This is a genomic window from Colwellia sp. MB3u-45, from assembly GCF_014077005.1.
Taxonomy (GTDB): domain Bacteria; phylum Pseudomonadota; class Gammaproteobacteria; order Enterobacterales; family Alteromonadaceae; genus Cognaticolwellia.
Genome location: NZ_JACGVC010000045.1, coordinates 46,892 through 61,206, shown reverse-complemented (window position 1 = coordinate 61,206; position 14,315 = coordinate 46,892). Strand labels below are relative to the sequence as shown.

The following is a 14,315-nucleotide window of genomic DNA, read 5'->3' as shown; positions in this document are numbered from 1 at the left end:
TTAATAAGCCGTATATAATTTGAGAAAGTCTTCGCACTTCAACATATCTTTCAATGGCTTATGCTTTGCCGTTTTAATCTCATTCATTATATGTAAGATTTGTGTATCATCAAACGCATCTGCGCAAGGGTGATAATCATCAGGGGTTACGCCTTGTCCTAACATCACTTGTAACCATGACGAGTCTTTAAAAATGTCATTTTCATCATTTGAAATTATTGCACTTTCCTTAAAAGCACCAATCTTTTGTTTCAAACGTGAAGGGACATCCATATTTTTCATGTCGTTCCAAAAGTCATCGCCATTTCGCTCATTCACGTGATAATGAAGAATGATAAAATCTCGAATTTGCTCCAGTTCTTTTTTAGACTCACTGTTATATAAAGATACAACCTCTTCTTTAATTCCATGGTTAGGAAACATTTTTAACAACCTAACAATACTCGATTGAATTAAGTGAATACTAGTTGACTCTAAAGGCTCTAAAAAACCACTCGACATACCAATGGCAATAACATTTTTATGCCACTGCTTTTCAGAACGCCCCGTGTTAAATCGAATGGTCTTTGGTGTATCTAACATTTTTCCGTGTAAATTAGAGGTTAACGTTTGCAGTGCAATATCGTCACTCGTGTATTGAGAGCTATAAACAATGCCATTTCCGTTACGATGAGCTAAAGGAATTTGCCACTGCCAACCAATATCATGAGCGATACTTTTAGTATAAGGCAGAGGTGATTCAAGACGTTCGGTAGGCACTGCAATGGCACTATCTGCCGGTAAGTATTTACTCCAACTTTCGTAAGCAACCCCTAAAGCCTCTTTAATTAATAAGCCTCTTTGTCCAGTACAGTCAATAAATAAATCACCTTCAACTTCTACGCCTGTTTTTAATTTAAGTTTGTCTATAAAGCCGGTTATTGGGTCAATTTTTATATGATCAATAATCCCTTCAATTCTTCTAACGCCTGCCTGCTCAGATTTTCTACGTAATAATTTTCCGTATAATTCAGAGTCAAAATGATAAGCGTATTGAAGATCATACAAAGGATTTTTGGTATTTATTTTATTAAATTTGGCTGATGCACTGCACAAGTAATTTAAATCAAAATCCCAAATAGACGCGGATAATCCTGCTTTTTTTGCTCTAAAAAAATAATGTTGAAAGCTACAAAAACCTATATTTGCACCTGGTGCCCCGAAGGTATGAAAATAATGCTCACCTTGTTTTTTCCAGTGTTCAAATTTAATTGCTAGCTTTATTGTCGCTTTGGTTTCAATCAGAAATTCTTTTTCATCTAACCCGATGTAATTATTGAAAATATGTATGGGGGGTATCGTGGCTTCGCCAACACCTACTATCCCTATTTGTTCTGATTCAATCAGCGTAATATGAATAGATTCAGGGAGAACTTTACGCATCAGTGATGCTGTCATCCAACCAGCCGTTCCACCTCCTGCTATTACAACGTTTCTAATATCGTTTGACACAATATTTTCCTTTACTCTACTATTTTCGTTAATTTAAATATTTAAATATCAATCCATAAAATAAGGCCTCTATAAAGAGGCCTTAATACAATTTATTTAATAAAAAGAATAGTTAAAATTTACCATAAAGGCCGGACCAAATTGACGACGTGTTGTTACAATACCGTTATCGTCAATCGTTTCTTCATCTTCATCGGTTAAGTTTGTCCCTTGAAGTGACACTCTCAAACCTTGTAGAGAAGAATAACTGCTGTTAGCAAAGTCGTAGCTCACTTGAGCATCGATTAATGTAACACCTTGTCGAGTTGCGGTTGATATTTTATTAGAACCACCTCGTTCGTAAGTATCAAATTCAGAACGATTTGTTCCAGCAATTCTTACTTCAAAGCCTTCATTCTCGTAATAACCCGTAAATGAATACACATGATCAGATTGTCCTGGGATCTTTGTGCCATCTTCAAGTTTTGCATCGATTAGCGTACCTGAAGAAGAAATACCGAATCCATCTAATCCATCAAAAATAAGGCTCATTGGTATATTGGCTGTTAGCTCTATACCTTTAACCTTGCCCGTAAGCCCATCTTCAAAATACGAGTAATAACCTAAGTCAGGAGGAGTCGCTATGTCACCCGCAGAATATTGAATATCAGCAGGACCATAAACACCATCTTGATCAATTACACGATCATGAAAACCAGGAATGAAGTAATTAGCTCCGTCATTAGTACTATCGTTTGTAAAGTCAATCAGTGCGTTACCATCTCGAGTCCAATTCACTAAATCTTTATAAAAGCCAGCAATAGAGATATACCCTTCACCTTCAAAATAATTTTCAAATGAAATATCAAAATTATGCGCTTCTAAAGGACGTAACAATGGATTACCTGAAAATTTAGACCAAGGTGACCCATAAAGATCAACAGCAGCTTCTGTGTTAGGCACAGCAATAGAATCAATACTTTGACCAAACTTAACAAAACCAGATGCTTTCATTTGGTCTATTCGTGCGCGGCTAATTGTTTTATTTGCAGCCAATCTTAAAAATTGATTTTCACCGACTTCAATACTAACATTCACACTTGGTAAAAAGTGCGAATAGTCATCACCTTGCTCTGTTATACAATCAGTATCAATTTTATTGTCATTGTTTTCATCACAAACAGTAAAATTTGAACCTACAACACCAATAAAGCCTGAAGAAGATTGGTCAGTCGTAATATATTGAGCGCCAAAATTACCTCTGATAAAAAAACCACTAAGCTCAGTTTCAAAGTCAATTTTTGCAAATAATGTTGTTACTTGTTCTTCAACAATATAGGTATCGCCCAAACGGTCAGGCTCTAATAAACCTGCATCATTTAACGTATAGGTACCATCTTTATATGGAGCAAAACCATCATAAGCGACAACTTTTCCCAATCCAGCCCAAGTTAAATCTGCAAGTCCATAAACATAATCTGAAGGGATGGATGTTGATAATGGATAAGCGGTAGCTGTTGCAAATAACCCTTTATTTTCTTTATCTTTCGTTCTGTCGCTATAGTTTATGCCAACGAGTATCTTGGTAAAAAAATCACCGTCTAACATGCCGTTCACTTGAAACTTAGCTGTAGTTAATTCTTCATTAAAATTGGCGTAATTATAGAACCCATCTTGTGCGTTAAAATAACTATAAGGGTCTCCATTTGCTTGCGTTACAGATGTTGTAAATTGGTCGGCTAAATTCGCAAGCCCGCCTCCCCAGGTTTGTGGGCCTGTTAGTTGAAGGGCATCAGGATTAGAAAACGCATCAAGCCCTTCCGAATCAGTAAACATAATGCCGTCAGCCCCCATTACAAATTCTCTAGAACCTAATTGAGATGAGTCAAGTGCACCAGAGCGTGCAAGACCCGCATAAGATTCAGCTCTTGCATCGCGCTTTTTAGATTTACTATGAGCCACATCTAGCTCTACCGACCACATATCATCTACGTTATATTCTAGGTTTAAGCCATATACCCTTAACTCTCCATTCTTTTGTAGAGGATCGGTTCGAAGTACTGGGTTGGCAAGCACCTGTGTACCAGATGACGAAACACCAGTTCCTGTCACGTCTTCTGAAGAGAATGGTTCAATAAAACCTCGAAGCACACCTGAATCAGCATAATCAATATCTAGTACATCAAGTACAAGGTTAATGTCTTCAGTTGGCTGATACTGTAGAACAGCAGAAATGGTGTCTCTTTCCAATACGGTACTAATTGATTGTGAATCGATACCGGTGGGTAACATTTGCCCATCAGCATTTTCAGCATAACCCCAAACACCGTATTTTCTTTGATTGTTAGGCGACTCTGTACTTGCTAGCGCTACGGCTAAACCGATAGTGTCGTCTGCAAACTTTTCCACAAAAGATAAAGAAAAACGCTTACCCTTATTCGTAAATTCAGGGTTATCAGAATCTCTTCCACTGACTTCATAATTACCATTAAATGTTAATGTTTCGACTGATGATAAAGGTCTAACAGATTGTAAATCAACAGTTCCACCAATACCTTGAACCATAAGAGAAGCATCAGATGTTTTATATACGGTAGCACCTGTCATAATTTCTGACGGATATAAATCGTATTCAACACCTCTATTGTCACCAATACCTATAAGTTCGCGACCATTTAATGACGTACCCGTAAAATCTTCCTTAAAACCACGAACAGAAATACCCGAGGTACGTCCGCCAACTCTTTCACCCGATAAACCAGATAAACGCGCTAAAGATTCAGCAATAGACGAATCAGGCAATTTACCAATATCTTCACTCGATATCGCTTCAACTATCGATGTGCTATCCATTTTAATTGCTTGTGCTCTAACTAAAGCACCTCTAATACCTGTTACTGTAATTTCTTCTATCTCTTGTTCATTTTCTATTGTATTTAAACTTTGAGATAGTACTTGTGTTGATAAAATAGCTGAGGATACCGCAATAGACATTAGGGCAGGTTTGAATACTTTAGAGTAATTTTTTTGTTTGTATTTCACGTTTTTATTTCCCACTGTTTTATTATTATTGATATAAGTATATCGCCGTTTTTCAAGGCTGTAGCTCACTTCACTGCATTTTTAGAATAAAAACTAATGTTTCCTCAGACCAAAATTGAACATTGACCAAAATTGAACATTTATACTGAAGTGATTATTTACTATAAATTCATTCTTCAGTGTTGTGTTAATAGGAAATCGGTTTTTTATATGACAAAATCGGCGTTGTATATTTTATCATAACTTCATACACTGTTAACTTCCTAACTATTACTTTGCTTCGTTAGCCTATATTTAAGTGGACAATATGACCAAAAAAAACATGTCGACAGCCTGTGTAGATAAGTTTATTAATCAGTTTAGCGTTAAACAAATTATTGAAATGTTTGATTTGATGCCTGATGTGCTTTTTTGGGTAAAAGATGAGAAAAATTGTTTTGTTTATGCAAATCAGTTCTTTTTAGAGCACCTTGGGGTAACGTCGCTCGTTCAAGTAATAGGGTTAAGTGATTTTGACTTTTCTCCGGCACACATGGCTAAACAGTATAATGTTGACGATCAAAAAGTGATGCATGGCGAAACGGTCAATAACCGTTTAGAAATGAATCATACAAAATCAGGCGACATTGCTTGGTTTACTACTTCCAAAAGACCTTTATTTAATGAGCAAGGCAAACCCATCGGTTCTTATGGAATTACACGACATTTAGAAAAAACGTCATTGGTACTGGCTGGAATGGATGCTTTAAAAGAGCCTGTAGCTTATGTACGAAAAAACTATATGCAAAAAATCTGTTTGGAAGAACTCGCTGATATAACACACCTATCTATTAGCGCATTAGAACGTCGTTTCAAAAAATTTCTAGGTAAAACACCTAAACAATTCATTAATGAAGTACGGTTAGAAAATGCGAGACGCCTATTAATTGAAACCAATATAGCTATTGCCAATATAGCTAATGATACTGGCTTTGCCGATCACAGTTATTTTAGTCGCCAGTTTCAAAAGTTATTCGAACAAAGCCCTTCCGCATTTCGCCAAGAGTATTATTCGAATCAAACGTTAAGTAACAACACAAAAGGGAATACTGAATTAGGGTAAAACGGCAACACCATAGGTATCTACATACTTATATTTAATGTTTTTTTAAAAACAGTTAAAAAAACATTTAAAAAAGGAAGCCTTGTACATTAAGTTTGGTGGTATGAATATCGGCTTTTAAACAAGCCTTATCACCAGATTGACGGAGTTTATTCCCATCCATTGGTGCGGTTAGCCCTGTCACAAAGAGTGTTTTCGGACATCCCCGCCAAAAGACATATTAGTAACAATATGAATACCGGGTACTTTTAATATACCCACCTCCTTGTGTTGTTTATAAAATATAACAACCACTTGCCCACCTTTTATTTCTGGTATTTCTCGCTTGGTTGTTACATAAATATTTCCGCTACAGTCTTTACCCGCATTGTGTTGATAAATGAGGGGGTAGCTATATGCAAGGACATGTCAAACAGGTACTTTCGGCAGAAAATAAAGATATGGCTTCGATTGTCTTAAAGAGCGGAGAACAAATCGGCAGTTTCTAGCTAGAACATTGCAAAAATCAAGACGGATTTTTATCAATCGACGCTAACGTTCACCATAAAATCTGGTTAACCGTTTTAAAAAATCAATGAACATTAACCCATTTAGTACTAACTTTTTCGCAAATTTGAGGTTACTGTTTGGTGACATAGCACATCTATGAAGTTATTCCATTATTAGCAACTTCTAATGGGCTGCGTATCTATAATAACTCAGCGCAGCGTTTGTTATAAAGTATACAACGCCGATTTTGTTGCATAAAAAACCGATTTGTTCTTAACACAACACAGTGAAATATCCTTATAGTAAATAATCACTAATAGGAAGGTCGTTAACTTATGACTAAATGGCAGTGTTGGAACTTATATTTCAAAAAGAGTTAACTATTTATGCGAAAAATTAGAATGGGTATGGTTGGTGGTGGACAGGGCGCTTTTATTGGCGCTATTCATCGGATTGCTGCACAGTTAGATAATCAAATTGAATTAGTATGTGGTGCTTTTAGTTCAGATCCCGCTAACTCTATTGCCTCAGGCAAAGCATTATATTTAGATGAAAGTAGATGTTACGCGTCCTATCAAGAAATGTTCGAGCAAGAAGCACAACTTGGTGATGATAAACGCATGGATATGGTCGCTATTGTCACACCTAATCATCTGCACTTTCCTGTTGCAAAAATGGCGCTAGAAAATGGCTTTCATGTGATGTCAGATAAACCTGCAACGGTTGATTTATCACAAACGCTAGCGCTACAAGACATTATTGAAAAAACCGGATTATTGTACGGCTTAACACACACTTATACGGGCTACCCTATGGTGAAAGAAGCCAAAGCTCGTATTAAACAAGGGCAAATAGGAAAAATTAAAAAGGTTGTTGTTGAATATCCACAAGGCTGGTTAGCCACCAAAAACGATGAAGGTAGTAAACAAGCGACATGGCGCTTAGACCCTAAAATAGCAGGTATTAGTTGTTGCATGGGCGATATAGGTGTTCATGCATCTAACCTTGTTGAGTATGTAACTGGCCTAGTTATTACCGATGTTTGTGCTGATTTATCTAGCCATGTTGCTGGGCGAGTACTTGACGACGATGGGAGCGTTTTATTACGTTTTAATACAGGAGCTCAAGGTGTTTTACTTGCCAGTCAAATATCAGTAGGCGAAGAAAATAGTCTTAAAATACGCGTTTATGGTGAAACAGCGAGTATTGAATGGGCGCAGCTTGAACCAAATAGTGTGTTGATGAAATTCGCTGACAAACCGAGCCAACTTATACGTGCAGGTGTTGGTGAAATGGATGCGATAACGCAAGCGAACATGAGAACTCCTGCAGGCCACCCCGAAGGTTATTTAGAAGCTTTCGCCAATATATATACACAGTTTTCATATCAAATACGCAGTAGATTATTTGGTAACACCCGTGACACTAATATCGCTGCGATGAACGATGTTCCAGACATAAAATCTGCTATTAGAGGTATGGCTTTTATAGAGAATGTAGTGGCCGCGAGTCAGTCTGAAGTAAAGTGGCACCCGTTTTCACTAATACCACGAAAGCTACAAAACATAACGAACGATAATATTTATGGGAAAGAAAATGGAAAAAATTAAAGGCCCTGCTATTTTAATTGCGCAATTTATTGGCGATGAAGCACCATTTAATGATTTGTCTTCATTATGTCATTGGGCGGCGGATTTAGGTTATAAGGGAATTCAATTACCCGCGATCCCTAAACTTATCGACTTAGAGAAAGCGGCAAAAAGTCAAAACTACTGTGATGAAATAACGGCGATAGTTGCCCGTGCTGGTTTAGTTATAACCGAGCTTTCTACGCATCTTCAAGGGCAACTAGTCGCGGTACACCCTACTTACGATAAAATGTTCGATGGTTTTGCACCCGAAGCGATGCGAAATAACCCTGTGGCTAGAACTGAGTGGGCAATAGAACAGCTCAAGTTTGCCGCAAAAGCGAGTAAAAAACTCGGCTTAAAAGCTCACGCTACGTTTTCAGGCGCATTGTTGTGGCAAACCTTTTACCCTTGGCCACAAAGACCTCCCGGCTTAGTTGAATTAGGTTTTGAAGAATTAGCTAATCGCTGGTTACCTATTCTCGATGCATTTGATGAAGCTGGTGTTGACGTTTGTTATGAATTACATCCAGGTGAAGATTTACATGACGGCGCAAGCTTCGAACGCTTTCTTGAAGCGGTAAATAACCATCCTCGCGCTAATATTTTATATGATCCAAGTCACTTCGTTTTACAGCAACTCGATTACCTTGCTTTTATCGATATCTATCATGATCGTATTAAAGCCTTTCATGTTAAAGACGCTGAGTTCAATCCGTCAGGTCGCAGCGGTGTGTACGGTGGTTATCAATCTTGGCAAGATAGGCCAGGACGTTTTCGCTCCTTAGGCGATGGTCAAATTGACTTTAAAGCCATTTTTAGCAAACTGACTCAATATGGTTTTACGGGTTGGGCAGTACTCGAGTGGGAGTGTTGTATTAAACATCCAGAAGATGGAGCTAAAGAAGGGGCGATATTTATTGCCCAACATATTATTAATCCAACGGACAAAGCTTTTGATGATTTTGCTGCCGTAGCTACAGACAATAATGTTAATAAAAGCCTTTTAGGGCTGAAATAAAAGAGCAAGACTATGACTGTGAATAAAACAATAAGCGCAAAAAACTCATCTAGAATATTTACCATTTGCTGTTTAGCTTTACTTGTTACTTCAATGACCTTTGCAATACGGGCAGGTATTTTAAGTCAACTAGGTGCTGAGTTTTCGCTTAACGATGGTCAGCTTGGTTGGGTAAACGCTATGGCTTTTTTAGGTTTTCCTGTCGCTATGATGATAGGAGGGGCTTTATACAATAGCCTTGGAGCTAAAAAGTTACTGATAATTGCCTTTGTATGTCACTTAGCAGGTCTACTGTTAACTATATCTGCAGAAGGATTTTGGGGCTTACTCATTTCAACGTTCTTTATTGGTTTTGCTAATGGCGCAGTAGAAGCCGGGTGTAATCCGTTGATTGCTGAAACGTACCCAGATAACAAAACTACAATGCTAAATAGATTTCATGTTTGGTTTCCAGGTGGAATCGTTGTAGGAGCGCTTATTTCAAAAGCAATGACCGATGCAAGTTTAGGTTGGCAATTACAAATTGCGGTCATGTTAATTCCTGCAATTATATATGGCGTGATGACGTTAAAACAGCAATTTCCAGAAATTGAACGTATCAAAGGCTCTACCCGTGACAATGTAAAAGCATTATTTTCACCGCTATTCATTTTTATAGCGATTTGTATGACGTTAACAACTACCGCCGAACTAGGCACACAACAATGGATTGAAAGGATTTTGGGGTCATCAGGTGCATCGCCTATGCTAATCATGGCATTAATTACCGGATTAATGGCTGTAGGACGTTATTTTGCGGGCCCAGTTATTCATCGTCTAAATCCTGTTGGCGTACTTCTATTTTCGGCCATTGTTGCCACTGCGGGAATATATGCAATGAGCATTGCTACTGGTTCAATGGTTTATTTTGCCGCTATATTATTTGCGATTGGCGTGATGTATTTTTGGCCAACCATGGTGGGATTTGTTGCAGAGAACATTCCAGAAAGTGGTGCTTTAGGCATGTCGATGATTGGTGCTGCAGGCATGTTTGCCTTAAGTCTATGGAATCCTGTTATTGGTAGTTGGATAGACAGTGCTCGTGCAAAAGCCAATGCTTCAATCGTTGCCGGCGTTGATCCAGAACTTGTAGCAGGTCAAAGCGTACTAGCTAATCTTACGATTTTCCCCGCTATACTCATCATCGCCTTTACATTTTTGTACTTATATATGAATAAAAACAAGTCACGGACTGTCGTGACCGCTGAAATTAATTAAAAATAGGTTAGGGGTATTATGAGGATGATATTACATGAACATCAATAACAGCGAATGAAAAGTCCAGACGGAAATAATTTAATGGTGAGAAAAGTTACTGGCTATTCTGGTTGCTAATTCAGATGTAAGCTATTGGTCTCAAACGACTGACGCTGCTATTGTTTTTAAATAAATACAACATAGTTTTACATGTAAGCTATTGTGTATATAGTATTTACGTCGTTTATGTGAACATTATTGAGGGGGGTGTGCCTAAGGGCATGATAATTCGAGTCTCTCTATCTGCACCACATGTATAAAAAAGGCTTACAGCAATGTAAGCCTTTTTTATTTCTGTTCTTGACCGACAATACAACGCCTTCCTTTTCTTTGCTTTCCTTTACTTAAAACAAATCAAATATCTACTGCACTGAACAGACAAAAACTTTAAATAATATAAGCTTATTTAGCAAAATCACATCATCAGTTATAAAACATTCAAGGCTGATCATATTTATATTTTCTGAACTACTTTCTGAACTACTTTCTTAACTATTTTTTAGTTGTTTATTAGTTATTCATTAGATAAAAAAGCTAACCCAACATTGATTAAGCGCACATCAATAGTTTAAATTTGCCTTAGCACAATTAAAGAAATGCCCTGGCTAGCAAGAACTATTGCCTATCAGGGTAAAAAATAGAAAATAAAGTGACAATACAAGATATTGTTACTGCCCTTCGCACTTGTTTTCGCTATAATGTTGCGCTTTAAAATTTAAGTTAAATTTTTTTCATCCACTTTAAAAACAGGTAATTTGCATGTCTGTACAACAGCAAGAAGTCGACCTTAGACGCACCTTCGCTATTATTAGTCACCCTGATGCAGGTAAAACGACTATCACTGAAAAGGTCTTACTTTTTGGTCAAGCTATACAAAAAGCAGGTACCGTGAAAGGTAAAAAGTCGGGACAACATGCAAAATCTGACTGGATGGAAATGGAAAAAGAACGTGGTATTTCAATTACCACTTCTGTAATGCAATTTCCGTATAACAATTGTTTAGTCAATTTGCTCGATACCCCCGGCCATGAAGACTTCTCAGAAGATACTTATCGAACACTGACCGCAGTCGACTCTTGCTTAATGGTGATTGACGTAGCTAAAGGTGTTGAAGCGCGTACCATTAAACTGATGGAAGTTACCCGTTTACGCGACACCCCTATCATTACCTTCATGAATAAAATGGACCGCGATGTGCGAGATCCAATGGAAGTTATGGATGAAGTTGAAGACATACTAAAAATAAAGTGTGCCCCTATTACTTGGCCCATTGGCATGGGTAAAGAGTTTAAAGGTGTCTATAATATTTTGACTGATGAGATATTTTTATATCAGACAGGTCAAGGTCATACTATTCAAGAAAAACGTGTCATTAAAGGCTTAGATAACCCAGAGCTAGATGCCGTTATTGGTAATTACGCTGAAGACTTACGTGAAGAATTAGCACTGGTTGTTGGCGCTTCTCATGAATTTAATCATGAAGAATTTTTAAAAGGCGAATTAACACCGGTATATTTTGGTACCGCATTGGGCAACTTTGGTGTTGACCATATGCTAAACGGTCTAACTCGCTGGGCTCCCAAGCCATTATCGCGCGAAACTGACACCCGAATTGTTAGAGCTGAAGAAGAGAAGTTTTCTGGTTTTGTCTTTAAAATTCAAGCCAACATGGACCCTAAACATCGTGATCGCATTGCTTTTATGCGCATTTGTTCAGGCAAGTACGAAAAAGGCATGAAGATGAAACAAGTCCGCATCGGCAAAGACGTTAGAATTGCGGATGCTGTAACTTTTATGGCCGGTGATCGCGCTAATGTTGAGCAAGCTTATGCCGGCGATATTATTGGCTTACATAACCACGGTAGTATTCAAATTGGCGATACCTTTACCGCAGGTGAAGATATGAAATTTAGTGGTATTCCAAATTTTGCGCCAGAAATGTTCCGTCGTATTCGTTTACGCGATCCACTCAAAGCCAAACAATTACAAAAAGGCCTGATCCAATTATCAGAAGAAGGTGCAGTACAAGTATTTAGACCTTTCAACTCTAACGATATGATCGTTGGTGCGGTAGGTGTATTGCAGTTTGAAGTTGTCGTACAACGCTTAAAAACTGAATACAAAGTTGACGCTATTTATGAACCGATCAGCGTAGCAACTGCACGTTGGTGTAGTTGTGATAATGAACGCACTTTAGAGCAATTTCAAAAGAAAGCTTATGATAACCTAGCACTTGATGGTGGCAATAATTTAACCTATATCGCCCCTACTATGGTTAACTTAAACCTAGCGCAAGAGCGCCACCCAGATATTGAGTTTCACAAAACACGCGAGCATTAATAAGTGTCTTGTAAGTGAAAACCATTGATAGCCGATAATTTATCCATAAGCGTAATGAAAAGCATCACGCTTATTCACTCAAGTTATCGCCGCTCACTTGAGCCTTTAATCGAAGAAGAGTTAATTTAAATGAATATTAGCAACATCCTGAATGAAAAAGTTAGCGCAGCCATGACCGCGGCAGGTTTACCAGAAGGCACAAACCCTGCGATAAGTTTATCTAACCGAGCAAATTTTGGTGACTACCAAGCTAATGGTGTCATGGGTGCGGCTAAAAAATTAAAAACCAATCCACGTGAACTGGCAACTAAAGTAGTTGCCGCCCTGGACTTAACCGGTATCGCTGAAAAAGTTGAATTAGCCGGCCCTGGCTTTATTAATATTCATTTAGACAAAAGCTGGTTAGCAAAGCAATTAAATGAAATATCAAATGACAAAAATTTAGGCGTAATACAAGCAATAAAGCCTCAAAATGTTGTTGTTGATTACTCTGCTCCTAACCTGGCAAAAGAAATGCACGTAGGGCATTTACGCTCAACCATTATTGGTGATGCCGTTGTGCGCGCGCTTGAGTTTCGTGGTGAACATGTTATCCGCCAAAATCACATGGGTGATTGGGGTACACAGTTTGGTATGTTATTAGCCCATTTAAGCGACAAGTTAGCGTCTAATGAAGTGGCAGAAACTGCCCTGTCAGATTTAGAAAACTTTTATCGTGAAGCGAAAGTGCGTTTTGATAACGAAGACGGTTTTGCTGATCGTGCTCGTGATTACGTCGTAAAACTGCAAAGTGGCGATGGCCATTGTGCAAAACTTTGGCAACAGTTTATTGATATTTCAATTAGCCATAGTGAAGATATTTATCAAAAACTTAACGTGACCTTAACCCGCAAAGATATTATGGGTGAAAGTGCTTATAACAATGATTTATCAAACGTTATTGATGAACTCATGGCACAAAAAATAGCGGTAGAAGATCAAGGCGCTAAAGTTGTGTTTATTAATGAAATGGCCAACAAAGATGGTGATCCCTCAGTATTTATCGTGCAAAAGTCTGGCGGCGGTTACTTATATGCCACCACCGACCTTTCAGCTTGTCGCTACAGAAGTGGTCAGTTAAAAGCTGATCGTATTATTATTTTTACTGACGCTCGTCAAGCTTTACACTTTAAGCAAGTTGAAATTGTCGCGCGTAAGGCCGGTTTCTTACCTGAACATGTCAGTTATGATCATTGCCCATTTGGTATGATGATGGGAGACGACGGTAAGCCATTTAAAACACGAACGGGTGGCACAATAAAACTAGCTGAATTACTTGATGAAGCCGTTATTAGAGCCAAAGCCGTTATTGCTGAAAAGAACCCTGATTACAGCGAAGCACATTTAACTGAAATTGCCAAAAAAGTGGGTATTGGCGCGGTCAAGTTTGCTGATTTATCAAAAAACCGTACCAGTGATTATATTTTCAACTGGAAAACCATGCTGAGTTTTGAAGGTGCTACCGCGCCCTACTTACAATATGCTTATTCACGTATTCAAAGTATTTTTACTAAAGCCGACTTTTCAGCCAATAATAACTTACCCGCCATTGCTATTGTTGAACCACAAGAAAAAGCCTTAGCACTAAAGTTATTGCAGCTAGAAAATGTTATCGACTCAGTTATTAGTGAATGTACACCCAACTTGCTGTGTAATTATTTATATGAACTGGCCAGTCTTTATATGAGTTTTTATGAAGCCTGCCCAATATTAAAAGATGATATAGCCAGTGATGTACAACAATCGCGACTGGCACTAAGCTACATAATTGCCAATACACTTAAACAAGGTTTAGATATTTTAGGCATTGACGTAATGGAACGCATGTAAATAAAATAGCCATACTAGGTAGTGTTGATTCGCTCATTAAAAAAGTGAATTAACACTT

8 protein-coding genes are annotated in these 14,315 nt (G+C 38.0%); 6 read left to right on the top strand and 2 right to left on the bottom strand.

Annotation, left to right across the window (positions count from 1 at the left end):
• Together H4J41_RS08470 and H4J41_RS08465 are read right to left on the bottom strand one after the other, a co-directional pair.
• Positions 1 to 1,491, bottom strand: a complete 1,491-nt coding sequence (locus H4J41_RS08470) for a tryptophan halogenase family protein (RefSeq protein WP_182135633.1) — start codon at positions 1,489 to 1,491, stop codon at positions 1 to 3.
• 96 nt (positions 1,492 to 1,587) lie between these two features.
• Positions 1,588 to 4,464, bottom strand: coding sequence for a TonB-dependent receptor (locus H4J41_RS08465; protein WP_182135703.1), 2,877 nt, complete (start codon positions 4,462 to 4,464; stop codon positions 1,588 to 1,590).
• A 355-nt stretch (positions 4,465 to 4,819) separates the two neighbouring features.
• Here H4J41_RS08465 and H4J41_RS08460 point away from each other — a divergent pair, with 355 nt between their 5' ends.
• From H4J41_RS08460 to argS, 6 genes are all read left to right on the top strand, one after another.
• Positions 4,820 to 5,614: an AraC family transcriptional regulator gene (locus H4J41_RS08460; protein WP_182135632.1), complete on the top strand. Its 795-nt coding sequence runs from the start codon at positions 4,820 to 4,822 to the stop codon at positions 5,612 to 5,614.
• Positions 5,615 to 6,489: 875 nt separating this feature from the next.
• Positions 6,490 to 7,713, top strand: coding sequence for a Gfo/Idh/MocA family protein (locus H4J41_RS08455; protein ID WP_259364534.1), 1,224 nt, complete (start codon positions 6,490 to 6,492; stop codon positions 7,711 to 7,713).
• Positions 7,700 to 8,752, top strand: a complete 1,053-nt coding sequence (locus H4J41_RS08450; RefSeq protein ID WP_182135631.1) for a sugar phosphate isomerase/epimerase — start codon at positions 7,700 to 7,702, stop codon at positions 8,750 to 8,752. The genes H4J41_RS08455 and H4J41_RS08450 overlap by 14 nt, the downstream gene beginning before the upstream one ends.
• A 12-nt stretch (positions 8,753 to 8,764) precedes the next feature.
• Positions 8,765 to 10,009, top strand: coding sequence for an MFS transporter (locus tag H4J41_RS08445; protein WP_220460990.1), 1,245 nt, complete (start codon positions 8,765 to 8,767; stop codon positions 10,007 to 10,009).
• A gap of 798 nt (positions 10,010 to 10,807) precedes the next feature.
• Entirely contained in the window at positions 10,808 to 12,388 is a 1,581-nt protein-coding gene (gene prfC, locus H4J41_RS08440) for a peptide chain release factor 3 (RefSeq protein WP_182135630.1), read from the top strand.
• 129 nt (positions 12,389 to 12,517) lie between these two features.
• On the top strand, positions 12,518 to 14,257 hold the full coding sequence (gene argS / locus H4J41_RS08435; RefSeq protein WP_182135629.1) for an arginine--tRNA ligase: 1,740 nt from the start codon (positions 12,518 to 12,520) through the stop codon (positions 14,255 to 14,257).
• The last annotated feature ends 58 nt before the right edge of the window (positions 14,258 to 14,315 follow it).